The organism is Stenotrophomonas maltophilia complex sp. Om-AH-Sm3, assembly GCF_059337855.1.
Genome location: NZ_JBYBLQ010000004.1, coordinates 141230 through 165976, shown reverse-complemented (window position 1 = coordinate 165976; position 24747 = coordinate 141230). Strand labels below are relative to the sequence as shown.

Annotated in this window: 24 protein-coding genes; 7 read left to right on the top strand and 17 right to left on the bottom strand. The window is 67.6% G+C overall.

Annotation, left to right across the window (positions count from 1 at the left end; all coding sequences use genetic code 11):
- Window positions 1-48: 48 nt before the first annotated feature.
- The gene (locus AC10QF_RS07085) at window positions 49-1305 is read right to left on the bottom strand and encodes an MFS transporter (protein WP_188248572.1); all 1257 of its coding nucleotides are present in this window, start codon (window positions 1303-1305) and stop codon (window positions 49-51) included.
- A gap of 124 nt (window positions 1306-1429) precedes the next feature.
- Window positions 1430-2056 carry a signal peptidase I gene (lepB, locus tag AC10QF_RS07080; RefSeq protein WP_005420745.1) on the bottom strand — a complete coding sequence of 209 codons (627 nt, stop codon included), beginning with the start codon at window positions 2054-2056 and terminating at the stop codon, window positions 1430-1432.
- Between the two features lie 244 nt (window positions 2057-2300).
- On the opposite strand from lepB, the gene AC10QF_RS07075 reads away from it, so the two are divergent.
- Window positions 2301-2702, top strand: a complete 402-nt coding sequence (locus tag AC10QF_RS07075; protein WP_111176906.1) for a hypothetical protein — start codon at window positions 2301-2303, stop codon at window positions 2700-2702.
- A gap of 3 nt (window positions 2703-2705) precedes the next feature.
- A complete protein-coding gene (locus AC10QF_RS07070) occupies window positions 2706-3152 on the top strand; it encodes a 3-dehydroquinate dehydratase (RefSeq protein ID WP_004153636.1) in 447 nt (148 codons plus the stop codon).
- 116 nt (window positions 3153-3268) lie between these two features.
- Here the strand turns inward: AC10QF_RS07070 and dcp are convergent, their stop codons facing one another.
- The 3 genes from dcp to arfB form a co-directional block, all read right to left on the bottom strand.
- On the bottom strand, window positions 3269-5425 hold the full coding sequence (dcp, locus tag AC10QF_RS07065; protein ID WP_494541974.1) for a peptidyl-dipeptidase Dcp: 2157 nt from the start codon (window positions 5423-5425) through the stop codon (window positions 3269-3271).
- Between the two features lie 111 nt (window positions 5426-5536).
- A complete protein-coding gene (locus tag AC10QF_RS07060; protein ID WP_049413619.1) occupies window positions 5537-6139 on the bottom strand; it encodes a lysophospholipid acyltransferase family protein in 603 nt (200 codons plus the stop codon).
- 4 nt (window positions 6140-6143) lie between these two features.
- On the bottom strand, window positions 6144-6575 hold the full coding sequence (gene arfB, locus AC10QF_RS07055) for an alternative ribosome rescue aminoacyl-tRNA hydrolase ArfB (RefSeq protein ID WP_111096367.1): 432 nt from the start codon (window positions 6573-6575) through the stop codon (window positions 6144-6146).
- A 133-nt stretch (window positions 6576-6708) separates the two neighbouring features.
- Here arfB and AC10QF_RS07050 point away from each other — a divergent pair, with 133 nt between their 5' ends.
- Window positions 6709-7242, top strand: a complete 534-nt coding sequence (locus AC10QF_RS07050) for a DUF2059 domain-containing protein (protein ID WP_005420757.1) — start codon at window positions 6709-6711, stop codon at window positions 7240-7242.
- A gap of 75 nt (window positions 7243-7317) precedes the next feature.
- Here AC10QF_RS07050 and AC10QF_RS07045 read toward each other — a convergent pair whose 3' ends face one another.
- The 4 genes from AC10QF_RS07045 to AC10QF_RS07030 all read right to left on the bottom strand — a co-directional run bounded on the left by AC10QF_RS07045 (window position 7318) and on the right by AC10QF_RS07030 (window position 11064).
- Window positions 7318-8085, bottom strand: a complete 768-nt coding sequence (locus AC10QF_RS07045; RefSeq protein WP_404830557.1) for a pseudouridine synthase — start codon at window positions 8083-8085, stop codon at window positions 7318-7320.
- Between the two features lie 107 nt (window positions 8086-8192).
- Complete coding sequence (locus AC10QF_RS07040) at window positions 8193-8744, bottom strand: O-methyltransferase (RefSeq protein WP_164282726.1); 552 nt, start codon at window positions 8742-8744, stop codon at window positions 8193-8195.
- A gap of 32 nt (window positions 8745-8776) precedes the next feature.
- Window positions 8777-10432 carry a ubiquinone biosynthesis regulatory protein kinase UbiB gene (gene ubiB, locus AC10QF_RS07035; protein ID WP_061479344.1) on the bottom strand — a complete coding sequence of 552 codons (1656 nt, stop codon included), beginning with the start codon at window positions 10430-10432 and terminating at the stop codon, window positions 8777-8779.
- Window positions 10429-11064 carry a ubiquinone biosynthesis accessory factor UbiJ gene (locus tag AC10QF_RS07030; RefSeq protein ID WP_005420772.1) on the bottom strand — a complete coding sequence of 212 codons (636 nt, stop codon included), beginning with the start codon at window positions 11062-11064 and terminating at the stop codon, window positions 10429-10431. Before AC10QF_RS07030 ends, ubiB begins: the two co-directional genes overlap by 4 nt.
- Before the next feature lie 409 nt (window positions 11065-11473).
- Here AC10QF_RS07030 and ddlA point away from each other — a divergent pair, with 409 nt between their 5' ends.
- Complete coding sequence (ddlA, locus tag AC10QF_RS07025) at window positions 11474-12568, top strand: D-alanine--D-alanine ligase (protein WP_111096371.1); 1095 nt, start codon at window positions 11474-11476, stop codon at window positions 12566-12568.
- Window positions 12569-12644: 76 nt separating this feature from the next.
- Here ddlA and AC10QF_RS07020 read toward each other — a convergent pair whose 3' ends face one another.
- From AC10QF_RS07020 to oleC, 3 genes are all read right to left on the bottom strand, one after another.
- On the bottom strand, window positions 12645-12800 hold the full coding sequence (locus AC10QF_RS07020) for a DUF1328 domain-containing protein (protein WP_005407633.1): 156 nt from the start codon (window positions 12798-12800) through the stop codon (window positions 12645-12647).
- An 81-nt stretch (window positions 12801-12881) separates the two neighbouring features.
- Entirely contained in the window at window positions 12882-13874 is a 993-nt protein-coding gene (gene oleD / locus AC10QF_RS07015) for a 2-alkyl-3-oxoalkanoate reductase (protein ID WP_111096365.1), read from the bottom strand.
- Window positions 13871-15529: an olefin beta-lactone synthetase gene (gene oleC / locus AC10QF_RS07010; protein ID WP_049441070.1), complete on the bottom strand. Its 1659-nt coding sequence runs from the start codon at window positions 15527-15529 to the stop codon at window positions 13871-13873. Before oleC ends, oleD begins: the two co-directional genes overlap by 4 nt.
- A 104-nt stretch (window positions 15530-15633) precedes the next feature.
- Between oleC and AC10QF_RS07005 the strand changes: the two genes are divergently transcribed.
- Entirely contained in the window at window positions 15634-16065 is a 432-nt protein-coding gene (locus AC10QF_RS07005) for a YkgJ family cysteine cluster protein (protein ID WP_049416617.1), read from the top strand.
- 100 nt (window positions 16066-16165) lie between these two features.
- Here the strand turns inward: AC10QF_RS07005 and AC10QF_RS07000 are convergent, their stop codons facing one another.
- The 4 genes from AC10QF_RS07000 to AC10QF_RS06985 all read right to left on the bottom strand — a co-directional run bounded on the left by AC10QF_RS07000 (window position 16166) and on the right by AC10QF_RS06985 (window position 21651).
- Window positions 16166-17056 (bottom strand): alpha/beta fold hydrolase, encoded by an 891-nt coding sequence (locus AC10QF_RS07000; protein ID WP_049441068.1) that lies wholly within the window; start codon window positions 17054-17056, stop codon window positions 16166-16168.
- Between the two features lie 140 nt (window positions 17057-17196).
- Complete coding sequence (locus tag AC10QF_RS06995) at window positions 17197-18213, bottom strand: 3-oxoacyl-ACP synthase III (RefSeq protein ID WP_447906063.1); 1017 nt, start codon at window positions 18211-18213, stop codon at window positions 17197-17199.
- Between the two features lie 102 nt (window positions 18214-18315).
- A complete protein-coding gene (locus AC10QF_RS06990; protein WP_111096364.1) occupies window positions 18316-18633 on the bottom strand; it encodes a DUF4156 domain-containing protein in 318 nt (105 codons plus the stop codon).
- 168 nt (window positions 18634-18801) lie between these two features.
- Window positions 18802-21651, bottom strand: coding sequence for a M16 family metallopeptidase (locus AC10QF_RS06985; RefSeq protein ID WP_111096363.1), 2850 nt, complete (start codon window positions 21649-21651; stop codon window positions 18802-18804).
- A 416-nt stretch (window positions 21652-22067) separates the two neighbouring features.
- Between AC10QF_RS06985 and AC10QF_RS06980 the strand changes: the two genes are divergently transcribed.
- Both AC10QF_RS06980 and AC10QF_RS06975 read left to right on the top strand, forming a co-directional pair.
- Window positions 22068-22544 (top strand): XAC0231 family protein, encoded by a 477-nt coding sequence (locus tag AC10QF_RS06980; protein ID WP_049441064.1) that lies wholly within the window; start codon window positions 22068-22070, stop codon window positions 22542-22544.
- A gap of 69 nt (window positions 22545-22613) precedes the next feature.
- The gene (locus AC10QF_RS06975; protein WP_099496096.1) at window positions 22614-23093 is read left to right on the top strand and encodes a tRNA (cytidine(34)-2'-O)-methyltransferase; all 480 of its coding nucleotides are present in this window, start codon (window positions 22614-22616) and stop codon (window positions 23091-23093) included.
- A 406-nt stretch (window positions 23094-23499) separates the two neighbouring features.
- Here the strand turns inward: AC10QF_RS06975 and AC10QF_RS06970 are convergent, their stop codons facing one another.
- Window positions 23500-24663: an acyl-CoA dehydrogenase family protein gene (locus tag AC10QF_RS06970; RefSeq protein WP_024956299.1), complete on the bottom strand. Its 1164-nt coding sequence runs from the start codon at window positions 24661-24663 to the stop codon at window positions 23500-23502.
- Window positions 24664-24747: the final 84 nt, after the last annotated feature.

Sequence of the window (24747 nt, the reverse complement as noted above, 5' to 3'; positions counted from 1 at the left end):
CATGGGCCGGCATGCCGGCCAGCGGCCGGCACTACCGTACGCGGTGGATCACGCGGTGACCGGCTGCGGCGCGCGCTGCTGCAGTGCCCAGACGATGCCACCACCGATCAGGGTCAGCACGGCAGCGAACAGGCACACACCCAGCCAATCCCAGGCCGCATAGGCCAGGCCACCGACCCCACCCAGCACGCTGGACCCGAGGTAGTAGGCGAACAGGTACATCGCCGAGGCTTCGGCGCGCATCGTACCGGCGCGGCTGCCAACCCAGCTGCTGGCCACCGAGTGGCCGCCGAAGAAGCCGAACGTGACCAGCGCGATACCCAGTGCCATCGCACTCAGCCACGGCATTGCCAGCAGTGCGATGCCCGCGCCGATCAACGCGAACGAGATCGACAGGATGCGGCCGCGCCCGTAGCGCGTGGCCTGCTGGCCCATCCACGCCGAACTGAAGGTGCCCACCAGGTAGACACTGAAGATCAGGCCGACCACGGTCTGGCTGAGGTGGTACGGCGGCGCCAGCAGGTGGTAGCCCAAGTAGTTGTAGAGGGTGACGAACACGCCCATCAGCACGAACGAGGTGGCGAACAGCCACGGCAGGCCCGGGTCGGCGAACAGCATGCGCCAGCGCGACGGCAACTGGCGCAGGCCGTCACGACGGGGATGGAAGTGGCGCGACGGCGGCAGCTGCAGCCACAGCAGCACGGTGCTGGCCACCGCGATGATCGAGACCACGCCGATACCCCAGCGCCAGCCCCAGTGGTCGGCGATGATGCCGGCCAGCAGGCGTCCGCTCATGCCACCGATGGCGTTACCGCCGATGTACAGGCCCATCGCCAGGCCCAGCGCGCGGCTGTCCATTTCCTCGACCAGGTAGGTCATCGCCACCGCCGGCACGCCGCTCAGCGCCAGGCCGAGCAGCGTGCGCAATACCAGCAGCGTGGTCCAGTCATCCACCAGCGCCGAGCTCAGCGACAGCATGGCCGAGGCCAGCAACGCGACGATCATCAACGGGCGGCGGCCGACCGCATCGGACAGCAGACCAGCCAGCAGCATCGCCACGGCCAAGGTGCCCGTCGTCAGCGACAACGACATCGCGCTGCCGGCGGCGGACACGCCGAAATGGCGGCTGAACTCGGGCAGCAGCGGCTGCACCGTGTACAGCAGGCCGAAGGTGGAAAAGCCGGCCAGGAACAGTGCCAGCGCGGTGCGGCGGAAGGCCGGTGTGCCCTGCTGGATGCGGGTCTCGGCGCTGGAGTCGACAGTGGGGGGGCGGCGTTCGACGGCCGCCGCGGTTTCGCCAGTCATGGGATCGATGGGCCGGTGGGGGCGGCCAAGCGTGGGAGGGAACGGGCCTCAGACTAGGCCCGTCTATCCAGTCGATCCATAACCTGATAGGTCATGATTGATATACGAGAAGTATCAATTCAGCTTACAGGCGCTGCCACTCGAAGCCGTCGCCCCGGCGGTAGTACACCGCCACCGCGCGGCCGTAGAGCTTGTCGGCGTCGACGAAGCCGAAGAAGCGGCCATCGAAGCTGTTGCCGCGGTGGTCACCCAGCACCAGCACCTTGCCAGCCGGCACCACCAGGTCGGCGATGTCCGGACCGCCGCCCATGTCCAGATCAAGGCGGGCACGTCGCTCGCCGAAGGCTTCCACGTCCTGCAGGTCGGCCATCTGCAGCGGCTGCCCGTTGATGCTCAGATGGCCTTCGCGCATCTGCACATGGTCACCGGCCACCGCCGCCACGCGCTTGATCAGGCGGGTGCCGTCGGCCGGAGAGTCGAAGACCGCCACCTCGCCACGCTGCGGGGTGCCGGTCGCCATCAGTTCCGTGTTGGTGAATGGCAGGCGCAGACCGTAGGCGCGCATGTCCACCACCACCCGGTCGCCGGGCTGCAGGGTCGGCTGCATCGAACCACTCGGCACCACGTAATGGTTGGCCAGGGTATCGCGGGCGGCGGCGAGCAGGCCGAGCATCACCAGCAGCGGCAATGCTTCCTTCTTCAGCCAGGCCACGGCGCGTTGGGAAAAGGGGGGACGGGCAACAGCATCCATGACAGGCTCCGGTTGGGTGGTGGCTGCATCAGACCACATCCGGGCGCAAGAGGTTCCCGCGCCGCGCTCCTGTAGAGCCGAGCCTACGCTCGGCTGCTCTGTGCCCCAGTCCTGGCAACCCTGGCGCTGCAAAAGGGGTTACGCAGGTTTTACGCCCCGGCCCGGCCGCGGGCATCGCACCTTTACGGGCAGCACGCGCATCGTGTGCCCACCGCGCCACACGGCGCATTCCGCAAGGTGTTGTATGACCCTCCTGGTGATCCGCCACGCCTCTTCGTCGGCACCGCGCCCCCAACTGCCGGCACAGCTGGCCGGCCATCGCGTGCTCTGCAGCGACTGCGCCAGCCTGTCCGAGGTACGCCAGTGCCTGTGCCAGCCGCAGGCGCGCTCGGCCGACTGGGTACTGCTGGATGTCGGTGCCGCCGACGAGGCGCAATGGCAGGCCGAAGGTGGCGCGCTGCAGGCGGCGCTGGAACGGCTGCCGGCGCAGTACATCGAGTTGCAGGCACCCGGCGAACCTGGCCTGGATGCACGCCTGCGCCTGCAGCACGGCCCCGCCGCCGTGGTGGTCGACCAGCGCAGCCAGCAGGCCGGTTACCCGTTGTCGCTGGCCATTGTCGGCCGCCGCCTGGCGCAGGAGGGCTGAGTCATGTCGATCTTCATCATCCGCGGCCCGGAAGCGGCCGGCGCCCTGATCCGCACCGCGATGCCGCTGCCGGCACCGGTCCTGAAGTCGCTGGTGCATCGCGCGATCGACGCCGGCACCAGCGTGGCGATCCGCGCCTGCGGTTCGGAACAGGAACTGCTTGATGCGCTGCGCGTGGCCGATCACAGCCGCGGCGAGGTGACGCTGCTCGATCCGGGTGCGTGTGCCAACAGTCTGCGCCTGCAGCGGCTGCTGCCCTATCTGCACAACGCGTACGTAGAGGTGCATGACGACGGCGCAGTGGCCGAACCGTGCCTGCCGGCCGGTGTCGGCCAGCGCCTGGGCATCGCTGCTGGGTATGGCGCGCAGAGTTATGTGCTGGCGCTGGATATCGCGCTCGATCACCTGGGCCTGGCCGAGCAGGCGAACCGCGTGCACGTGGGGACGTAACGCTGTGTGTAGAGCCGAGCCCATGCTCGGCTGCGTCTCCAGAAAAAGCCAGCCGAGCATGGGCTCGGCTCTACACAAAGAAGAACGGCGGGGTTGCCCCCGCCGTTTTCTGTTTCTCACTTCAGCCCGCGGAACTTCAGCAACGGTTCCACCGACGGGTCCTTGCCGCGGAAATCGCGGTACAGGGTCGACAGCTCCACGCTGTTGCCGCGCGAGAGGATCTTGTCGCGGAACTCCTGGCCGTTGGCCGCCGTCAGCCCACCGTGTTCGGTGAACCACTGGTAGGCGTCATGGTCCAGCACTTCGGCCCAGAAGTAGGCGTAGTAACCGGCCGAGTAACCACCACCCCAGATATGGTCGAAGTAGGTGGTGCGGTAGCGCGGCGGCACCTGCGGCAGGTCGACCTTGAACTTCTTCAGCGCGCTGGCTTCAAAGGCGCCGACATCCTGCAGCGGTGCATCGGCCTTCTGCGTGTGCCAGGCCAGGTCGAGCAGCGCGGCCGACAGGTATTCGGTGGTCGCATAGCCCTGGTTGAAGCTGCGCGCCTTGAGAATCTTGTCGACCAGTCCCTGCGGCATCGCCTCGCCGGTCTTGTAGTGCTTGGCGTAGTTGGCGAACACCTTCGGGTCCAGTGCCCAGTGCTCGTTGAACTGCGACGGGAACTCGACGAAGTCACGCGAGGTGGCGGTGCCGGCGATCGACGGGTACTTCACGTTCGAGAACATGCCGTGCAGCGCATGGCCGAACTCATGGAACATCGTGGTGACGTCGTCGAAGCTGATCAGCGCCGGCTGGCCGGCGGCCGGCTTGGTGAAGTTGCAGACGTTGTAGACCACCGGCTTGGCACCGGTCAGGCCGTCCTGTTCGACGAACACGTCCATCCAGGCGCCGCCGGACTTGCTGTCACGCTTGAAGTAGTCGGTGTAGAACAGCGCCAGCGAGGTGCCGTCCTTGTCGAACACTTCGTACACCTTCATGTCCGGGTTGTAGGTCGGAATGTCGGTGCGCGGCTTGAAGGTGATGCCGTACAGCTGGGTGGCGGCGTAGAAGACGCCGTTCTGCAGCACGTTGTCCAGTTCGAAGTACGGCTTGATCTGCGACTCGTCCAGATCGTACTTGGCCTTGCGCACCTGCTCGGCGTAGAAGTCCCAGTCCGAAGCGGCGACCTGGAATCCGCCCTTCTGCGCGTCGATGACCTTCTGGATCTCACCGGCCTCGGCGCGCGCCTTGGCGGTGGCGGCCGGCACGGTGTCGGTCAGCAGCTTGAGCGCGGCAGCCGGAGTCTTGGCCATCTGGTCGCCCAGCTGATAGTCAGCGAAGGTGTCGAAGCCGAGCAGCTTGGCTTTCTGCGCACGCAGCTGGGCCAGGCGCTGCACGGTCTGCCGGGTGTCGTTGGCATCACCGCGCTCGGCGCGGGTTTCAGAGGCCTTCAGAACGGCGGCACGCTGGTCGCGATCGCTCAGCGAGCCGAGCACCGGCTGCTGGGTGGTGTTCTGCAGCGGCAGCAGGAATTTGCCATCCAGCTTGCGATCCTTGGCGGCGGCCGCAGCGTTGTTGATCGCGCCCTCGTCCAGGCCGGCCAGCTTGGCCTTGTCGTCAACGACAACAGCCGCAGCGGCGGTCGCGGCCACCAGGCGGGTGTGGAACTGGGTGGAGAGCGTGGTCTCTTCCACGTTGAGCTTGCGCAGGGTCGCCTTGTCGGCGTCGGACAGCTGCGCACCGGCGCGCACCAGGCCATCGTAATAGTGCTCGACCAGGCGCTTCTGCACCGGGTCCAGCTCCAGCGTGTCACGCTGGTCGTACAGCGACTTCACGCGCGCGAACAGCTTCGGATCGAGGTTGATCTCATCCTGGTGCGCGGCCAGCTTCGGCGCCACTTCTTCCTGGATCTTCTGGCGCGCATCGTTGGTGTCGGCCTGGACCAGACCAAAGAAGATGCGCGACACGCGGGTCAGGGTCTCGCCGCTGCGCTCCATCGCCACGATGGTGTTGTCGAAGGTGGCCGGCTCGCTGCTGTCGGCGATCTTGCGCACGTCGGCCAGGTGCTGGCGCATGCCTTCTTCGAACGCCGGCAGGTAGTCGCTGTCCTTGATCTTGTCGAACGGCGGGGCCTGGAACGGCAGCGTGCTGGCACTCAGCAGCGGATTGGTGGAGGCTTCGGCCGGCTGCTGGGCCGGGGTCTTCTGGGCATCGGACACGGGGGTGGACTCCTTGCCGGAACAGGCCGCCAGCGCCAGGCTGATGGCGGCGGCCAGGACTACGGTACGCGACATGTAAAAACGCTCCTTGGGCAGACGGTATGGATACCAGCCCTCCACCCTACTCCTGTCGCGCTCGCCCGGCATGTGCCGGACGTGGCGTCTATGCGGCGGCCTGCGGCCGGCTCAGACCGTGCCGCGGGTCTTGCCGATCCAGGGCCGGTAGAACTCGCGGATGGCAGCCATGTCGGCCACATCGTCGCCGCTCGGGGTGAACAACGGACCGATGCCGATGGTCTTTTCCGGATAGTGGAAATACGCAGTCAGGATCGGCACGTCGGCCATCCGGGCGATCTTCAGGAAGCCGGCCTTCCAGTCCTTCACCGCCTTGCGGGTGCCCTCGGGGGTGATGGCGAACCACATCTTCTCGTTGTTGCGCAGCAGGTCCACCGCCTGGCCCACCGTGCCCTGTGGCGAGCTGCGATCGAGCGGAATCACGCCCAGCCGGTGCAGCAACGGGCCCAGCGGCCACCAGAACAGCGACGCCTTGCCCAGCACCTTCACCTTCATGCCGAGCGCGATCTTCGCCGCCATGCCCCACAGCCCGTCCCAGTTGGACGAATGCGGGGCGATGATGAAGACCAGCCTGGGGATGTCAGGCAGGGTGCCGGTCACCTTCCAGCCCCCCATGCGCAGGGTGCAGCGCGCCAGCCAGCGCAGGAAGGCGTTGGGTTTGACCTGCGGCATCTGCGGCGGGACGGCCGGCAGCAACGAAGTCGGGTTGTTCAAGCAATCACTCCCAGTCACGTGATGAGCGCCCGCGCTTGATCTGCGCGCGCCCGCGTTTGGCGTCCAGACGACGCAGTTTCGACCCGAGGGTCGGCTTGGTGGCCTTGCGCGGTTTGGGCACGCTCAGCCCGGCCTGGATGAAGGCCGCCAGCCGCTCGCGCGCATCCTCGCGATTGCGATCCTGGGTGCGGAAACGTTGCGCGTGGATGACCAGCACGCCTTCGCCGGTCATGCGCCGGTCACGCCGCGCCAACAGCCGCGCGCGCAACGGTTCGGGCAACGAGGGCGAGTTGGCCACGTCGAAACGCAGTTCCACCGCAGTGGACACCTTGTTGACGTTCTGGCCGCCGGCGCCACTGGCGCGCACGAACCGCTCGACGATCTCGCCGTCGGGGATTTCAAGCTGCGCGCTGATGGTGACCGGTCCACTGCCCATCCGCGCATTGTAGCGGCAGCCACGTGGTGGAGTGCGCCATCGCGCCCCGTATGCCGCCGATCAGGCGCCGAACACGCCGCCTTCGCCTGGGCTGCAGGTATGCTGGCGGTCCCATGTACCGCAGGAAGCCCGCATGACCCGCTTCGCACCCGCCCTGCCGTCCCTGCTGCGCCGCGCCGCCCTGCTGCTGGCACTGGCCACGGCCAGCGTCCCGGCACTGGCCGCCCCGCCGACCGACGGCGACATCAACCGCCTGCTGTCGGCCTCGCGCGCGCAGAGCATGATCGACACCATGGTGCCGCAGATCGAAGCCATGCAGCAGCAGCAGTTCCAGCAGGTGGCCGCGCAGCGCCAGCTCACCGCCCAGCAGCAGGAACAGCTGAAGCGGATCCAGGCGCGGACCAGCCAGACCCTGCGCCAGGCCATGTCGTGGCAGCAGCTGCGGCCGATGTACGTGGACCTGTACAAGAAGACGTTCAGCAAGGAAGACGTGCTGGCGATGGCCGAGTTCTACGAGAGCGCGGCAGGCCAGAGCCTGCTGGACAAGACCCCGGCACTGATGCAGAACGTGATGGTGGCCATCCAGGCGCGCATGCAGCCGCTGTTTGCGGACCTGCAGAAAGACCTGGAAGCGATCGTCAACGAGCCGGAAAAGAAACGAGAATGAGGTAGTGCCGGCCGCTGGCCGGCTCCCCAGTACACCTGGAATCACGCAGCTGCCGGCCAGCGGCCGGCACTACCGTCAAACTGCGTCCACCTGCCAGCCGAACAGGTCCAGTGCCTTCTGGAACTGGCGGTCCAGCGGCGCACTGACATCCACGTTGCCGCCCTCCGGATGCGGAAAACGCAGGCGCTCGGCGTGCAGCAGCATGCGGTGCACGCCCTGCATGCGGAAGACGCGGTTGTGGCGCCCATCGCCGTGGCTGGTATCGCCGATCATGTGATGCGAGAGGTGCTTGAGGTGACGGCGGATCTGCCGGAAGCGCCCGGTCTGCGGCTGGCAGCGCAGCAGCGCGTAGCGCGAGCTGCTGAATTCGCCCACCGGCACCGACAGCTCGCCAGTGGCCAGGCGCTGGAAATCGGTGATCGCCGGCTTCTTCACCGGCTTGCCCGGCCCGCCATCCAAATCATGGTCCACCCGCCAGGACAGCTCGGCAGGCCAGCCTCGGCAGACCGTCAGGTAGTCCTTGGCCACTTCGCCACCCATCAGTGCCTTGCCCAGCGAACTGGCGGTTTCGCGGTCGAAGGCCAGCAGCAGGCAGCCACTGGTGGCCCGGTCCAGGCGGTGCACGAGGAAGATCGGCCGCCCCAGCTGCTCACGCAGGCGGTCGGCCAGGAAATCATCTTCGCCACGGGCCAGCTTGCTGTCGTGGACCATCAGCCCGGCAGGCTTGTTGACCACGGCCAGGCGCTCATCCAGGTGCAGCAGCTGCAGGGGCGCGGTTTCAGTCTCGACCGCGGCGAGGGTGTCAGGTTCGGTACTCACCGCGGGATTATCGTGGCTGGGCACTGAATGGGGTAGAGCCGGCCGCTGGCCGGCTGCCTCCGGGCAGTTGGATTGCGGCGGCTGCCGGCCAGCAGCCGGCACTACCGGATCACGCGCGGGCAGCGTGGCAATCAGGCGTTGCGCACGGCCAGCAGTTCGCCGTTGCCCACCGGCACCACGCTGGTGCTGAAGTCCGGATCGGCATCCAGCAGCAGGCACAAGGGTTCCATCTCTTCCGCGTGCGACGTGGCGTTGTCCACCACCAGCAGGCCTCCTGGCCGCAGCACGCGGCGCAGTTGCGGCCACCAGCCGGCGTACTGCCCGCGGTCCGAATCGAGGAACAGCAGGTCGATGCAGCCTTCGCCGGCCTCTGCCAACCACTGCCCGGCATCGCCATGCACCAGCGTGATGTGCGCGGCCAAGCCGCTGCGCGCGAACGTGGATCGCGCCATCGCCACCTTGTCCTCGGCGACTTCCAGCGTGGTCACGTGGCCGTCGATGGCGGCGGCGGCTTCGGCCAGCCACAGCGTGGAGTAGCCATTGGAGGTGCCGATTTCCAGTACCCGGCGTGCGCTGCCGAAACGCACCAGCACCGACAGGAATTCACCGGTATCCGGCGTGATGTTGAGCATGCGCCGAGCGCGCTCGGTTTCATGCGCGTCGTTTTCAGCACCGAAGTGCATCAGTTCGTTCTTCAGCGTCTGCAGCACCGGGTCTATCTCCACCACGCGCGCGCCAGCGCCAGCGCGCCGACGGCACCGGACACCCAGCTCCACATCGGCAGGTCGCCCCAGTACCAGCCCGGCGGCTGCAGCACGTACATCAGCGCGGCGATGGCCAGCAGGCCGACGCCGGTGATCGCGCCGACCGCGCGCTTCTGCAGGCGCTGCACGCTGGCATCCAGCGCAACCAGATCGCGCGAGCGCATCGCCAGCTCGTGGCGCCCCTCCACCTGCTGGGTCAGCCAGGCGTGTACGAGGCGCGGCATGTCCGGTGCGTGGGTCATGATTTCCGGCAACCGCTTGCCGATCTCGCGCACGACCCGGCGTGGGCTGTAGCGCTCGCGCAGGATCTTCGCCAGCACCGGCTTGGCCACCGCCCAGATATCGATCTGCGGATCCAGCTGGCGGCCGACACCTTCGATGTTCAGCAGGGTCTTCTGCAGCAGGATCAGCTGCGGCTGCAGGGTCAGCTGGTAGCGCTGCGCCACGCGGAACAGCTTCATCAGCACTTCGGCCAGCGAGATCTGCGACAGCGGACGGGTGAAGTACGGCTCGCACACCGAACGCACGGCCGCTTCCAGATCATCGATGCGCACGTTGTCCGGCATCCAGCGCGCCTGCACATGCAGTTCGGCGATGCGGCGGTAGTCGCGGTTGAAGATGGCCATGAAGTTCTCGGCCAGGTAGTACTGATCCTCCTGCGACAGCTGGCCCATGATGCCGAAGTCCAGCGCGATGAATCGCGGGTTGGCGCGGCGGGCCGGATCGGTGTCGACCCAGATGTTGCCGGCGTGCGCATCGGCATGGAAGAAGTTGTCGCGGAACACCTGGGTGTAGAAGACCCGCACGCCCTTGGCGGCCAGTGCTTTGCGGTCGATGCCCGCCTTGTCGAGCGCAGCGATGTCGTCGGACGGGATGCCCCACACGCGCTCCAGGGTCAGCGCGCGCTCGGCGGTATGGCTCCAGATCACTTCCGGCACGTACAGGTCGTCGCTGTTCTCCCAGAAGCGGCGCAGCACGCTGGCATTGGCGCCTTCGCGCTGCAGGTCCAGCTCGGCGGCCAAGGTGTTCTCGACTTCGGCCACCACTTCGCGCGGTCGGATCTTGTCGGCACGCGGATGGGTACGCTCGACCAGCGCGGCCAGCGAGTTGAGCAGGGCGATATCGGCATCGATCTGCTTCTCGATGCCGGGGCGCAGCACCTTGACCACCACCTGGCGGCCATCGGCCAGCGTGGCCGCATGCACCTGCGCGATCGAAGCCGACGCCAGTGGTTCGGTATCGAAGCTGGCGAACGCCTCGCTGACCGGCAGGCCAAGCGCTTCCTCGACAATCCGGCGCGCGGTATCGCCGTCGAACGGCTTGACCCGGTCCTGCAGCAGGGTCAGCTCGTTGGCCACATCCGGCGGCACCAGGTCGCGGCGTGTGGAGAGGATCTGGCCGAATTTGACGAAGATCGGGCCGAGATCCTGCAGCGCCAGCCGCAGGCGCGCACCGCGCGACTGTGCGGCGATGTCGGCCGAGGCACGCGGCACGAACGGCTTGGCCAGACGCAGCCAACGCTCGGCCGGCGTGCCCTGCAGCAGGTCGTCAAGGCGGTAACGCAGGATCACCCGGCCGATGCGGCTCGCCCGCAGCACGGCCTTCATGCGGCACCCCGCAGGCGCTGCACGCGCGCGCCGAGACGCTCGACGTCATCACGCAGCACGTCCACGTCATCGTGGAAGGCATCCAGCTCGGCACGCGGCACCACGTCGCGCGACTCCTCGGTGATGAATTCGGCGGCGCTGTGGGCCAGGTCGATCGCACCCTGGCGCGCATGCTGCAGGGCGCTGCGCAGGGTGTTGGCAACCTGCACGCCCAGTACCTCGCCGAATACGCTGACGAAGGGCTGCTGCCAGTCCGGATCGAAGCCCTTGGCCAGTTGCTGGAGGCGTCGCGCCAGTTCGGCGTCACCGGCCACGCGTACACGGCCCTTGTTGTTGGACTCGCCGCGCCGTGCGTTGGCCAGCAGCGGCAGCTGCGCCAGCACGCCGGCCAGGCTGCTGCGCACGGCCAGGTCGGCTTCCTGCGCATCCACCGGGCCGACCCGCAGCTGGTCGCCGTCGACGCTGATGCGCATCGCCAGCGACGGCGCTTCCAGGGTCAGGTCGATGTGCCGGCCATCGAGGCTGGCCAGGGCATGGCGGGTATCCGGATCCAGCGCCAGCGCGCGGTTCAGGGCGATCTGCAGGGCGCGGCCAGCGACCGGCTTGAGGGACTTGAGCAGGGAAAGAGCCATGGGCGCATTCTACCTGCGTGGGTGGGGGGCTTGGGCCGGGCTGCCGCCCGGCACCCGCGGTAGTGCCGGCCGCTGGCCGGCAAACCTCAACCCCAACAGCAACAGCGGGCATTCCGTGGGTTGGCGGGATGGGTCCGGTTGCGGGGGACGCTGCAAGTACGTCCATGCAAGCTCGGTCGCGCCATCCATGGCGCTCACGCCCCCGCAACCGGACCCACCCCGCCTTCGACAACTTGCTGCGATCTGTCGGGACGGCGTTCTGTGTTGCTGTTGGTGGGTGTCGACCTTGGTCGACACGGCAGATCCACGCCATGCGTGGATGGATATCCGGTTCATCTGTGCCTCACGCGAAGGGCCGATGAAGGTTCATGCTATGAGGCCACGCAACGCACAGGACATCGCATTCCCCATGGCACGGACCCGGGTCGGCATCATTTTCGGGGGCAAGTCTTCCGAGCACGAAGTTTCGCTGCAGTCGGCGAAGAACATCCTCGATGCGCTCGATCGCGACCGCTTCGAGCCGGTGCTGGTCGGCATCGACAAGCAGGGGCAGTGGCACCTGAGCCAGCCGGAGACGTTCCTGATCAATGCCGAAGATCCCGCGCGCATCGCGCTGCATCGGTCCGGCACGTCGCTGGCGGTGCGCCCGGGCGCCGAGCAGGGGCAGCTGCAGCCGTGCGATGCGGCCAGCGCGCTCGGCCAGATCGATGTGGTGCTGCCGATCGTGCACGGACCGTTGGGCGAGGACGGTGCGCTGCAGGGGCTGCTGCGCATGGCCAACCTGCCCTTCGTCGGTTCGCCGGTACTGGGCTCGGCAGTGGCGATGGACAAGGACGTGACCAAGCGTCTGCTGCGCGACGCCGGGCTGCAGGTGGCGCCGTGGCTGTGCATCCGCCGCCACCAGGTGGCGGAAGTGGATGTCGATGCGGTGATCGCCCAGCTTGGCCTGCCGCTGTTCGTGAAGCCGGCCAACCAGGGCTCGTCGGTAGGCGTGGGCAAGGTCAAGGATGCGGCGGGCTTTGCCGAAGCGCTGGCAATGGCGCTGCGCTACGACCACAAGGTGCTGGTGGAATCGGCGGTGATCGGCCGCGAGATCGAGTGCGCGGTGCTGGGCAACGAACATCCGCAGGCCAGCCTGTGCGGCGAGGTGGTGGTGCACGACGAGTTCTACGCCTATGACACCAAGTACATCAACGAGGATGGTGCCGAGGTGGTGGTACCGGCCGATATCGATGCCGGCACCCAGGCACGCATCCAGCAGATCGCGCTGCAGGCCTACCAGGCGCTGGAGTGTGCCGGCATGGCGCGGGTGGATGTGTTCCTCACCGCAGGCGGAGAGATCATCATCAACGAGATCAATACCCTGCCCGGATTCACCCGCATCAGCATGTATCCGAAGCTGTGGGGCGCCAGCGGTGTCGACTACACGACCTTGATCACGCGCCTGATCGAACTGGCGCTGGAGCGCCATGAGGCCGATCGCGGGCTGCAGAGCGCTGTGTAACGTCGTGATCGCCCGCAGAGTCGAGCATGGCTCGACTCTGCGGAAAGCGATGCCGGCCAGCGGCCGGCACTACCGGCTAGCCGCGCTTGCGGAACATCGAGATCACCGCAAGGATCAGGAACACCACGAACAGGATCCAGGCAATGTTGGTTGCGGCGCCGGCAATTCCGGAGAAACCCAGAACGGCGGCGATGATGGCGATGACAAAGAAGATGATGGCGTAGTGCAGCATGGCGCTCCTCGCGGGTGGTCGAGCCTTGGATGGCGTGGGTCCATCCTCCCGATCCTGCGGTGTGCAACCAGTGATGGCGATCTATGCAGCAGATGAAGCCTTCAGCCTGCGCAGACCCTCTTCGATGCTGACCTGCGGCACGTAGCCGAAGTCACGGCGCGCCGGTTCCATGCTGTACCAGTGCGGCGTGCACAGCTGTTCGGCCAGGAAGCGGGTCAGCGGCGGCTCGCCACGCAGGCGCAGCAGCGGCCACAGCCGTTCGCAGACCGCGCCGATGCGATAGGCGGTCTTGAAACTGATCGCCTTGTCCACCGTCGGCGCGCCAACAGCGGCCAGCAGCTGGTTGACCAGTTCGCGCATGGGCAGCGGTTCGCCGTTGGAAATGAAGTAGGCCTTGCCCGCACACGCTGCACCCGGCGCCAGTGCCTCGAAAGCGAGGAAATGCGCGAGCGCGGCGTTGTCGATGTAGGTGGTATCGACCTTGTTGTTGCCGTCGCCGACCAAGCGCAGGCGGCCCTGCCGTGCACGCTCGGCCAGGCGTGGCACCAGCTGCTGGTCACCCGGGCCCCAGATCAGGCGCGGGCGCAGTGCCACCGTCGCCAGCGACGGATCGTTGGCGGCCAGCACGCGCTGTTCGGCGATCGCCTTGGTCGCCGCATACGGTGCCTGGAAGTCCTCGCCGTACGGCACCTCGTCGGCCCCCAGGCCTTCCACCGGATGCGTGGCGCGGTGGGTCACGCTGGGCGTTGAGGTGTAGACCAGCCGGTTGATGCCGTGCGCGCGGCATGCCGCAATGACATTGTCGGTGCCGACCACGTTGGCCTGGTGGTAGCTGTCATAGCTGCCCCACGCCCCGGCCTTGGCGCCGTTGTGGAACACCGCATCGACGCCAGCCACCGCATGCAGCACCGCCTGCGCATCGGCCAGATCACCGCGGATCTGGCCCACGCCCATGGCCTGCAGCGCCGGGTAATGACTGCGGTTGAACGCCAGCACCTGGTGGCCACGCTCGACCAGGCCACGGCACAGCGCCTGACCAAGGAAACCACCACCGCCGGTGACCAGGATCTTCATGCGCGCTTCTCCAGTTCGGCGCTGGCCCAGACGGCGAGCTTTTCGCGGCCGATCTTGGCGTTGTGACGGATATCGACGGGGAACGCCGGATGCACCAGGAAGTGCTGCAGGCCGGCCTCCGGCAAGCGGGCGGCGGCATGTGCACGCAGCGCTTCCTGCAGCGCCGGGCTGTCGGACTGGCCGCGCTGCAGTTCCACGCACAGCACCGGCACCTGCGCGCCGGCGGCGCCGACGCCGACCAGTGCCGTGCGCGCCACGCCGGCCACGGTGTTGAACACCGGCTCGACCTGCTCGGTGTACAGCGGCCCGCGCGCGGTTTCCACGCGCTGGGTCTTGCGCCCGCAGAACCACAGGCGGCCCTGCGCGTCGAAGTAGCCCACATCGCCCATGCGGTGGACGATGCGCGTGCTGCCGTCGTCCAGCGTCTCGCGGATCTTCGCCGCCGCCGTGGCCTGCGGGCGGTTGAAGTAGCTGTCAGTGGCGGTCGGCCCGGCCACGGTGATTTCCCCCACTTCACCCACCGCCAGCACGCGCGCCTGCGACCAGTCCGGCAGCGGTGCGTCGTCGATGGCGATGATGCGCACCTCGTTGGGGGCCACCACGCTGCCCACGCAGGTGCCGGCACCGGCCTCGGTCGCCGCGCGGGTGCGCTCCAGTTCGCGGCCTTCGACCACCGCCACCGGCAGGCATTCGGTGGCGCCATAGGGGGTCCAGAACTGCGCATCGGCCGGCAGCAGGCTGCGGATGGTGGCGACCACATCCGGCGGCACCGGTGCCCCGGCCGAGGTCACCCGGGTCACCGTCGGCAGTGGCCGCCCGTGCCGGGCCAGCACCCGCATCAGGGCTGGCGAGCCGAACAGCTGGGTCACCCCGAAGCGCTGGATGGCATCGTGCAGGCGTCCCGGGTCGGCCTGCGCCGGCCGCGTCGGGTCCATGTCCGGGATGACCGAGGTCAGGCCCAACGCCGGGTCGAACAGCGCGAACGGCGGGAAGGTCGGCAGGTCCACCCCACCCGCTTCCATGCCGAAGGCACTGCCCAACAGCTGGATCTGGCCGACGAAGTGGCGGTGGCGGTAGACCACGCCCTTGGGCACGCCGGTGGAGCCACTGGTGAACAGGATCGCGGCCATGTCCTCGCCATCGGTGTCGGCCAGCATCGGCCCCCCCTTGGCACCGGCACGTTCCAGCGCGGCCAGGCTGGTACCGCCCCAGCCGAGGCGGCGGCCGACCGTCACCAGCCGGGTGGCCGACGGCGCCCAGCGCAGCACCAGCCGCGCCACATGCGCCAGCGGAATGCCGATGAAGGCCTGCGGCTGGGCTTCGTCCAGGCATTGCTTCAGCGCGCGCCGGTCGATGCCCGGATCGACCAGCACCGGCACTGCGCCCAGCTTGAACAGCGCGAACATCAGCAGGAAGAACTCCGGAGAAGGCCGCACCATCACCACCGTGCGCACGCCACGGCCGATCCCGTAGCCGGCCAGGCCGGCGGCCATGGCATCACTGCGGGCGTCCAGCTGGCGGTAATCGAGGGTGACATCGTAGGCGGCCATGCCGTTGCCGGCGCCGCGGCGGCCCGGGCAGCGGATGGCGATCTGATCGGGACGTTCACGCGCCAGTTCAGGCAGGCGCGCGGCAATGTTGCAGGGTCGGTTCATCCGTTCATTGTCGCCGCTTACGGAATTTCTTGCGCGGCGGCCCACTTCGTGGAAAATCCGCTCCCTCGTTCCTGATTCCGACTGCCGCCCGAGGCGGCTTGCCCATGCAACATCCCTGCATGACCTGCGGCGCCTGCTGCACCCAATACCGCGTGGCCTTCCACTGGATGGAATCGGACGAGGTCACCCCCGGCGGCGTGCCGCACCAGCTCACCGAGGTGCTGGACCCGCATCGCCTGTGCATGCGCGGCACCCACTCCAGGCCGGTGCGCTGCGTGGCGCTGGATGCGCAGATCGGCGTTTACTCGCGCTGCACCATCCACCCCAACCGGCCCAGCGTGTGCCGTGAGGTGGATGCATCGTGGGAGTACGGAAAGGCCAGCCCGCAGTGCGACAAGGCGCGCATCGCCTATGGCCTGGATCCGCTGACGCCGGCCGACTGGCGGTGGCGCGATGACGCCGACAACGACGACGATCACCCGGACGACAACGGCAACAGCCCGTCCTCGCCCCCGCAGGCGCCGGTCGCGGCGTAATGGTAGTGCCGGCCGCTGGCCGGCAAGCGCGCTATGCCCGCCGGGTTCATGAGGTTGCCGGCCAGCGGCCGGCACTACCGGAATCCGGCCCGGGAACCGATCAGATCGGGTTGGCGTCCAGGAACGCGCGGATCTCCGGCACCAGCACTTCATGCTTGTCTTCCAGCACATAGTGGCCGGCGTCCTCGAAGGCATGCACCTGGGCCTGCGGCAGTGCGGCCTGGAAACCCTTCAGGAAATGATGGTCGAACACGAAGTCGCGCAGGCCCCAGCCGAGGAAGGCCGGGCGGTCGGTGAACGACGGCAGCGCCTTGCCGGCGCGCTCCAGCAGCGACCAGGCCTTGTCGGCCGGCGACAGCGGGATGTCCTGCATGAAGCGGATGGTGCTGATGCGGTTGGCCCAGCTGTTGTACGGCGACACATAGGCGCGGCGGACGTCGGCCGGCATCCTGCGCTCCACGCCCAGCCACGAGGCGCCGGACGAGAATGCGTTGAAGCTGCGGATGATCCACTCGCCGATCTTCCAGTGGCGGCCGAGCGCGATCTGCCACGGCATCTTCTTCGCCGCCGGCATCGGGAACGCAGCGGTGTTGAGCACGACCAGGCGCTTCACCTGGTCGTGGTGCGACAGCGCCCAGCCGAAGCCGATCATGCCGCCCCAGTCGTGCACGGCCAGGGTCACCGGGCCGGTGATGCCCAGATGCTTCAGCAGCGCATCAAGATCGTCCACGCGCGACTGCAGCGTGTACTCATAGCGGCTGTCATCGGGCTTGTCCGACAGGCCCATGCCGATGTGGTCCGGCACGATGCACCGGTACCTGTCCGACAGGCCGGCTACCAGCGTGCGCCAGTAGTAGCTCCACGACGGGTTGCCGTGCACCATCACCACCACCTCGCCATCGCGCGGGCCCTCGTCGAGATAGTTCATCGACAGGCCGGGGCGGACCTCGAAGCGCTGCGGGTGGGCGGGGTAACCGGGAAGATCGCGCATGCGGAGCACCTAAGGAGAGTCGCGGCGCAATGTAGAGCCGAGCCGTTGCTCGGCTGCTCTCCGGTCCGCTGCGGAAGAGCCGCGCTGCGCGCGTGAGCCGAGCATGGCTCGGCTCTACAGGAGGTCGGGCAACGGGCTGCTTACCAGACCACTTCAGCCATCGAGCAGTTCAGGCCCGAGCCAATACCCAGAAGCGCGATGCGATCGCCCTTCTTCAGCTTGCCCAGCTGCTTGAGCTTGCTCAGCACGATCGGCACCGAGGCCGGGCCGATGTTGCCGTGCTCGCCGAAGATGGTCATGACCTTCTTCGGGTCGATGCCGAAGTTCTTGATGAACGCGGCGGTGTGCGGCTGGCTGACCTGGTGGATCACGAACTGGTCCAGCTCCTCCACGGCCCAGCCGAGTGCGATCTTGGCGGCGCTGAAGGTCTTCTGCGCCAGCTTGATGCCTTCGATCAGCAACAGGCGGGTGTCGGTGACCATGCGGTCCAGGTTGCCCAGGCACAGCTGGTTCCACTCGGTGGCCGAGCGGGTCACGCCGCCCTTGTAGCGCGGCGCGTCCGGCACCAGCTCCCCGCGCGCCATCACCATCGCGGCGGCGCCCGACCCGGTGGTCAGCGCGGCCAGCTCGTTGCGGAAGTCGTCGGCGGTGACGTCCGGGGCGGTCATGCGCTCCAGGGTCTTCTCGTACACCAGGTTGGCGGTCTCGCCGTCCACCACCAGCGCGTAGTCGATATCACCGCGCTCGATCATGCGCGCCGCGATGTCCATGCCGTTGATGAAGGCCAGGCAGGCATTGGCGACGTCGAAGGTCATGCATTCGTCGCTGACACCGAGGTTGCCCGACACGATCGAGGCCGTGGACGGCTCCAGGTAGTCGCGGCTGACCGAGGTGTTGACCAGCAGGCCGACCTGGGTCGCGGTGATGCCCGCGTCTTCCAGTGCCTTGCGGCCGGCCATGGTGGCGGCGTCCGACGCCAGCACGCCGTTGTCCCACAGGCGGCGGGCGTGGATGCCGGCGATGTCGCCGAGCACATCGGTGCGGATACCCAGGCGATCCAACGTCGGCTGCAGGCGTTCGTTGATTTCCTTGGTCGTCAGCGTATGCGGTGCGTCGACGTGTGCCAGGCCGGCGATCGAGACATTCTTGAAGAGCATCGAGGTTAGCGCCAAGGCTCAGGCAAAAGGGGGCGCTATTCTATAACCCCCGGGCTTTCACCGCATCTTTACGAATTCAGCCTCGGCCGTATGGTGAAGCGTTCAGCGCGGCGGGCACTGGAACGCGGCGAAGCGCTGGCTGCCATCGGCGGGGGCCGCAGCGGCCTGGACGGCATTGGCGTCGGCGCTCGGGGCCTCGTTGCGGGCCAGGGTTTCCAGCTCTTCCTGCACCCGCAGCGGGTTGCGGTTGTAGAAGCCGACCTTGCTCTTCACGGTGACCACCACCTCGCCCTTGGCGATGCAGCCGGCTGGAACCGGGCCCGCCGGCAGCACGCGGGTCGCCTTGCCGGCCGGTTCGATCGGCACCCAGGTACAGGCGGTGACGGTGAGCAGCAGGGAGGAAAGCAGCAGAACGCGCATGGGCAGATCCTGGAAGGGTATGGGGGGGATTCTGCCTGAACAGCCTGAATCGGGGGTAGCCGGTGGGGAGCGGATCCCCCGCAGGGGGCTCTGACCCCTTCAGGGTTGCCGGCCAGCGGCCGGCACTACCGGGGGAGCCGGCCCGCCACAGGGCGGGCCGGTCGTGCCTTATTTCTTGACCGGGTTGCCTTCGGCGTCGATCACCGTCACCTCGCCCAGGTTCAGCGCACGCACGGCCGCTTCGGTCTGCTTGAGGTCACCCACCACCACCCAGGTCAGGGCCTGCGGCTTGATCTCGGCGGCGGCCTGCTGCACCTGCGCCGGGGTCATCGCTTCGATCTCGGCCTTGCGCCGCAGCACGTAATCGTCCGGGCGCTTGAACTGCACGATCGAACCGATGGTCGACGCCACCGCACTGGCGGTCTCGTAGGCACCGGGCAGGCTCAGGGTCTGGATGTTGCGGATGCGGTTGACCTCGGCAGCGGTGGCCGGCTTGCTGCCATCGGCGAACGCGGCGATTTCCTTGCGCATTTCCGCCAGTGCCGGGCCGGTCTTGTCGATCTGCACCGGCGCGCTGGCCATCCACGGGCGCTGGCCCACCGAATTGACCGCGCTGCTGCGCGCACCGTACGACCAGTGCTTGTCCTCGCGCAGGTTCATGTTCAGACGCGAGGTGAAGTCGCCACCGATCACGCCGTTGGCGATGTCGAAGCGGGTCGAGCTGGTGGCACTGGAAGGTGCCACCACCTGGCCGGCGAACAGGTTGGCCTGTACCGCGCCCGGCTGGTCGATCAGGAAGACGCGCGGGCCTTTCGGCAGCGCAACGTCGGTGGCCGCCTTCACCTGCGGGGCCTCGCCACTGGCCTTCCAATCGCCCAGCTGCTTGTCCAGCAGCGGCACGATCTCGGCCAGGGTGGTGTCGCCGACGACGATCAAAGTGCCGTTCTGCGGGCGCAGCCAGTCGTGGTGGAAGTCGACCAGGTCCTCGCGGGTCAGGCCGTTGATCGCCGCCTCGTCACCGCTACCGGTAAACGGAATGGCATACGGGTGGCCCTTGCCGTACAGCAGCGGGGGCAGCACGCGCATCGCCACCGCACCCGGGTTGACCTTCTCCTGCTGGATGCCCGCGATCCAGCTCGCCTTGACCCGGTCGATCTCGCCCTGCTCGAAGCGCGGCTCGCGCAGCAGGTCGCGGTACAGCGCCAGCGACGGCACCAGGTTTTCCTTCAGCGCCGACAGCTCCACGCTCATCGAGTCCAGGCCGGCCGAGGCATCCAGGCTGGCGCCCAGCGCATCTGCGGCGTCGGCGAAGGCCAGCGAGCCCAGCTTGCCGGCGCCTTCGGTCATCAGGCTCATGGTGAAGTTGGCGGTGCCCGGCTTGCGGCCCTGGTCGGCGCTGAAGCCGCCCGGGAACTGGTAGCTGAACTGCACCACCGGAATCTCGTGGCGCTCGGCCAGGATCACCTCGGTGCCGTTCTTCAGCGTGGCGCGCTGCAGCGCCGGGAACTTCAGCTGCGGGAACTCGCGGGTCTGCGGCACGCCGGCCTTGCGGTCGACCTGCTCGGGCAGGGTGCTGTACTTCGGGTCCACCGCCGGCACAGTGAACGGCTTCGGCGCCTGGCTCGGGTCTTCCTTCAGCGCCACGCGCTCACCCGGTGCGATCACCAGGGTGTGGCTGCCCTTGTCCAGCCACTGCGCGCCCAGCCGGCTCAGATCAGCAGCACTGGCCTTCTCGATGTTGGCCAGCGAGGTGCGGAAGCAGCCCGGGTCGCCGGTGAACACCGCGCACTCGGCCAGTGCATCGGCCTTGCCGCCGAAGCCACCGATGCGCTCGATGCCGCGGATGAAACCGGCGCGGGCACCGGTCTTGGCGCGCTCCAGTTCGGCCGCGGTCGGGCCCTGCTTGATCAGCCGGTCCAGTTCCTCGTCGATGATCTTCTCGACCTTGGCCGGGTCCTGGCCCTGCTTGACCGTGGCCATGATCACGAAGTTCGAGCCCAGCTGCGAAGTCGACAGGCCCGACGCGATGCTGTCCACCAGCTTGTCCTGGTGCTGCAGGCGCTGGCTCAGGCGCGAAGACTTGGCACCGCCCAGCACCTGCGCGAACAACTGCAGCTGATCGACCTCGGTGGTGCCGACCTGCGGTACGTTCCAGGCACGGTAGATGCGCGCCTGCGGCACCTTGTCGGTCATCGTCTCGCGCGTGTCGGCACTGCGTTTGGCCACGTTCACCGCCGGCTGCGCCATGGTCGGGCCGGCCGGGATGCTGCCGAAGTACTTGGCGACCTTTTCCTTGGCGGTGGCCAGGTCGATGTCGCCGGCCAGCACCAGCACCGCGTTGTTCGGGCCGTACCAGGTACGGAACCAGGTCTTCACGTCATCCAGCGACGCCGCGTTCAGATCGTTCATCGACCCGATCACGCCGTGGTGGTACGGGTGGCCCACCGGGTACAGCGCCTTGTTGAGCTGGTCCCAGGCCTGGCCGTAGGGCTGGTTCTCGCCCTGGCGCTTCTCGTTCTGTACCACGCCACGCTGCTCGTCCAGCGCGGCCTGGTCGATCGCACCGACCAGATGGCCCATGCGGTCCGATTCCATCCACAGCGCCATGTCCAGCGCGGTGGTCGGCACGTTCTCGAAGTAATTGGTGCGATCGGTGTTGGTGGTGCCGTTCTGGTTGGTGGCACCGACCTGCTTGAACGGTTCGAAGAATTCGCCGTCGTGGTTTTCGCTGCCCTGGAACATCAGGTGTTCGAACAGGTGCGCGAAGCCGGTACGACCAGCCGGCTCGTCCTTGCTGCCCACGTGGTACCAGACGTTGACCGCGACGATCGGCGCCTTGCGATCGGTATGCACGATCACGCGCAGGCCGTTGGGCAGGGTGAACTGCTCGTACGGGATATCGACCTTGGCCGGTGCCGCGGGCCTGGCGGCAAGCGCGGAGGTAGGAGCAAGCGTGCCCAGGGCGGTGCTGAGGGCGACGGCCAGCAATGCGGTGCGCGGGCGAAGGGCGAGAGACATATCCGGATCCTTGGTCACATAGGTGAACCCCGATCCTAGCCTGCGCACGCGGCGGCAGGAATCGGTCGCCAGTCACTGGGGGTGTTTGCCCAGATGGCCATCGAGCCCGACGCCCACGGGCGCTCTTGAAACGTCACAGACGCCGGCTGAAGGCGTCCGGACAGTGTCCGCGGCTTATCGAATGGACAGGTGTCCGCCCAGCGGACACTTTCGGGACCACACAAAAGCCTTGCAAATCAATAACTAAAAGTTGGCACGCGGATTGCTTGGTACTTCCTGCGCCAAGAAGGGCATCAGGCAAAAGCTGACTGGAGACTGAACAAATGCAGGAAATCGAAAATTTCTCTTGCATGCCCAGAACTGGTGTACTACCTTACTACCACACCACTGCTCACCAACACTAAACAGGCCCCGTCATGAACGCCAAGACCATTGCCATCGCCATCGCCCTGATCGCCGGCACCGCGGTTGTTTCGTCGGTGCAGGCCTCCGAATCCATCAAGACCCTGTCCACCGTGCAGGTTCGCCCGGCCGCCGACCAGCTGGCCCAGCAGGCCTGGGAACAGGCCAGCGGCATCCCGACCCTGGCCACCGTGGAAGTGCGCCCGAGCGCCGACCAGCTGGCCGAGCGCAACGGCTACGTCGCCGCCCCGGTTGCCGCCGCGCTGCCGATCACCACGCTGGCCTCGGTGGAAGTGCGCCCAAGCCTGGAACAGCGCGTCGCCCTGGCCGCCGAACTGGAAGCCCAGCGCTACGCCGCCACTCTGGCTGCGGCCGCGACCAACGTCGCCCACTCGGTCATCGTCAACCTGCCGGCCCTGCAGGTGCGTCCGAGCGCCGCCGATCTGCAGGCCCTGGCCACCGAAACCGCCCAGGTCCTGCTGCGCCCGTAACCGGTGCCGCCCTGCCCCGAGCAGGGCGTGCGCCGTAAAGGCGGCGGTCGTCGCAGGTACACTGCGCCGATGAATGCCGCGCCCCCGTTCCACGTGATCCTGTTCCAACCGGAAATCCCGCCCAACACGGGCAATGTGATCCGGCTCTGCGCCAACACCGGCGCGCAACTGCACCTGGTCGAGCCGCTCGGCTTCGCACTGGAAGACAAGCAGCTCAAGCGCGCCGGCCTGGACTACCACGAGTACTCGCGCCTGCAGGTGCACCCCGACCTGGACACCGCACTGGCGCGGATCGCACCGATCCGGTTGTTCGCACTCAGTACGCGCGCCAGCGTGCGCTACGACAGCGTGGCCTTTGAAGAGGGCGATGCGTTCCTGTTCGGCCCGGAAAGCCGCGGCCTGCCGCAGGAGGTGCTCGATGCCCTGCCCGACGGCCGCCGCCTGCGCCTGCCGATGCGGCCGGGCAACCGCAGCCTCAATCTTTCCAACACCGTTGCCGTGGTGATGTACGAGGCGTGGCGGCAGCATGGGTTTGCCGGCGGCGCGTAGCGCCACGCGCCTCTCTTCTGCCTGATTGTTGCTGTGGCGGGCGCATGCGTTCATGGGCGTTACTTTTCTTTCCGCGCGGAAAGAAAAGTAACCAAAAGAAACGCGCCGCCGTCTGCGAGCTGGTGCTGCGCACCGGTACCCTGCGCTCCTCGGCCCGCCGGGGGACGGCGCGGAACTCGCTGCGCTCAGACACCCGCGCCTCTTCGCCCCCGCCGGACCTGCGGTGCTCGGCTCGCTTCAAGGCGGACCCAACAGCCGCGCGGTACAGGCTGTCCTTGAATCCATCGCGGTCCGGTGCGCGGTTCGGTACACCGATCGCTCGCCTGCGAATACGCTGCTGGGCAATGCCGGCCAGCGGCCGGCACTACCACTTCGCGCTGGCCAGCGGCCGGCACTACCGGTGCACTCAGAACGCGTTGATGCCGGTCAGTTCGCGGCCGATCACCAGCTGGTGCACGGTCTCGGTGCCCTCGTAGGTGATCACCGATTCCAGGTTCAGCGCGTGTCGGATCGCCACGTGCTCGGTGGTGATCCCAGCCCCACCCAGCAGATCGCGACACTCGCGGGCGATGTCGATCGCCATGCGGCAGTTGTTCCATTTGGCCAGGCTGACCTGCTGCGGTTGCAGCTGGCCGGCTTCCTTCAGCCGGCCCAGCTGCAGCGCCAGCAACTGCGCGGTGGTGATGCGGCGGGCCATCTCGGCCAGCTTGATCTGCGCGCTCTGCGTGGCCGCCAGCGGACGACCAAACAGCACACGCTCCTTGGCATAGCCCAGCGCTTCATCCAGGCAGGCAATCGCCGCACCGATCGGCCCCCAGCTGATGCCGTAACGGGCCTGGGTCAGGCAGCCCAGCGGCCCCTTCAGGCCCTTCACGTTCGGCAGGCGATGGCTGTCGGGTACGCGCACGTCGTCGAAGAACAGCGCGCCGGTCAGCGACGCGCGCAGGCTCATCTTGTGCTTGATCTCCTGCGTCGTGAAGCCGGCCATGCCCTTTTCCAGCACGAAGCCCTGGATGCCGTCCTCGGTCTGTGCCCAGACGATGGCCAGGTCGGCCACCGGGCCGCTGGTGATCCACATCTTGCTGCCGCTGATGCGCCAGTCGCTGCCGTCGCGCACCGCGCGGGTCTTCATGCTGGCCGGGTCGGACCCACCGTGCGCCTCGGTCAGGCCGAAGCAGCCGATCAGTTCGCCGCGTGCCATCGCCGGCAGCCACTGCTGGCGCTGTTCCTCGCTGCCGTACGCGTAGATGGGATACATGCACAGCGAGCTCTGCACCGAAACGAAGCTGCGCAGGCCCGAATCGCCGCGCTCCAGCTCCTGGCAGATCAGGCCATAGCTGACCGCGCCGAGACCACCGCCGCCGTACTCGGTCGGCAGGGTCGCGCCCAGCAGGCCCAACGAGGCGATCTCCGGCACCAGTTCGTCGGGGAAGCGGGCCTGGTCGAAAGCATCGCCGATGATCGGCAGCACGCGCTCGTTGGTGAAGCGGGCGACGCTCTCCTGCACTGCGCGCTCTTCCTCGTTGAGCAGGGAACGGACATCGAACAGATCGTACGGATGCAAAGCCATGGCACTCACGCGCAGTCAGGACCCGGCCATTGTCGGTCATCCGGGCAGAGCGTGCCGACCAAGGTCGGCACCCACCAGAGCTGC

Coding starts and splice junctions, on each gene's coding strand:
- AC10QF_RS07085 (WP_188248572.1), bottom strand. CDS start 1,305: ATGACTGGCGAAACCGCGGCGGCCGTCGAACGCCGCCCCCCCACTGTC.
- lepB (WP_005420745.1), bottom strand. CDS start 2,056: ATGGATGCTGTTGCCCGTCCCCCCTTTTCCCAACGCGCCGTGGCCTGG.
- AC10QF_RS07075 (WP_111176906.1), top strand. CDS start 2,301: ATGACCCTCCTGGTGATCCGCCACGCCTCTTCGTCGGCACCGCGCCCC.
- AC10QF_RS07070 (WP_004153636.1), top strand. CDS start 2,706: ATGTCGATCTTCATCATCCGCGGCCCGGAAGCGGCCGGCGCCCTGATC.
- dcp (WP_494541974.1), bottom strand. CDS start 5,425: ATGTCGCGTACCGTAGTCCTGGCCGCCGCCATCAGCCTGGCGCTGGCG.
- arfB (WP_111096367.1), bottom strand. CDS start 6,575: ATGGGCAGTGGACCGGTCACCATCAGCGCGCAGCTTGAAATCCCCGAC.
- AC10QF_RS07050 (WP_005420757.1), top strand. CDS start 6,709: ATGACCCGCTTCGCACCCGCCCTGCCGTCCCTGCTGCGCCGCGCCGCC.
- AC10QF_RS07040 (WP_164282726.1), bottom strand. CDS start 8,744: ATGCACTTCGGTGCTGAAAACGACGCGCATGAAACCGAGCGCGCTCGG.
- ubiB (WP_061479344.1), bottom strand. CDS start 10,432: ATGAAGGCCGTGCTGCGGGCGAGCCGCATCGGCCGGGTGATCCTGCGT.
- AC10QF_RS07030 (WP_005420772.1), bottom strand. CDS start 11,064: ATGGCTCTTTCCCTGCTCAAGTCCCTCAAGCCGGTCGCTGGCCGCGCC.
- ddlA (WP_111096371.1), top strand. CDS start 11,474: ATGGCACGGACCCGGGTCGGCATCATTTTCGGGGGCAAGTCTTCCGAG.
- AC10QF_RS07020 (WP_005407633.1), bottom strand. CDS start 12,800: ATGCTGCACTACGCCATCATCTTCTTTGTCATCGCCATCATCGCCGCC.
- oleD (WP_111096365.1), bottom strand. CDS start 13,874: ATGAAGATCCTGGTCACCGGCGGTGGTGGTTTCCTTGGTCAGGCGCTG.
- oleC (WP_049441070.1), bottom strand. CDS start 15,529: ATGAACCGACCCTGCAACATTGCCGCGCGCCTGCCTGAACTGGCGCGT.
- AC10QF_RS07005 (WP_049416617.1), top strand. CDS start 15,634: ATGCAACATCCCTGCATGACCTGCGGCGCCTGCTGCACCCAATACCGC.
- AC10QF_RS07000 (WP_049441068.1), bottom strand. CDS start 17,056: ATGCGCGATCTTCCCGGTTACCCCGCCCACCCGCAGCGCTTCGAGGTC.
- AC10QF_RS06995 (WP_447906063.1), bottom strand. CDS start 18,213: ATGCTCTTCAAGAATGTCTCGATCGCCGGCCTGGCACACGTCGACGCA.
- AC10QF_RS06990 (WP_111096364.1), bottom strand. CDS start 18,633: ATGCGCGTTCTGCTGCTTTCCTCCCTGCTGCTCACCGTCACCGCCTGT.
- AC10QF_RS06985 (WP_111096363.1), bottom strand. CDS start 21,651: ATGTCTCTCGCCCTTCGCCCGCGCACCGCATTGCTGGCCGTCGCCCTC.
- AC10QF_RS06980 (WP_049441064.1), top strand. CDS start 22,068: ATGAACGCCAAGACCATTGCCATCGCCATCGCCCTGATCGCCGGCACC.
- AC10QF_RS06975 (WP_099496096.1), top strand. CDS start 22,614: ATGAATGCCGCGCCCCCGTTCCACGTGATCCTGTTCCAACCGGAAATC.
- AC10QF_RS06970 (WP_024956299.1), bottom strand. CDS start 24,663: ATGGCTTTGCATCCGTACGATCTGTTCGATGTCCGTTCCCTGCTCAAC.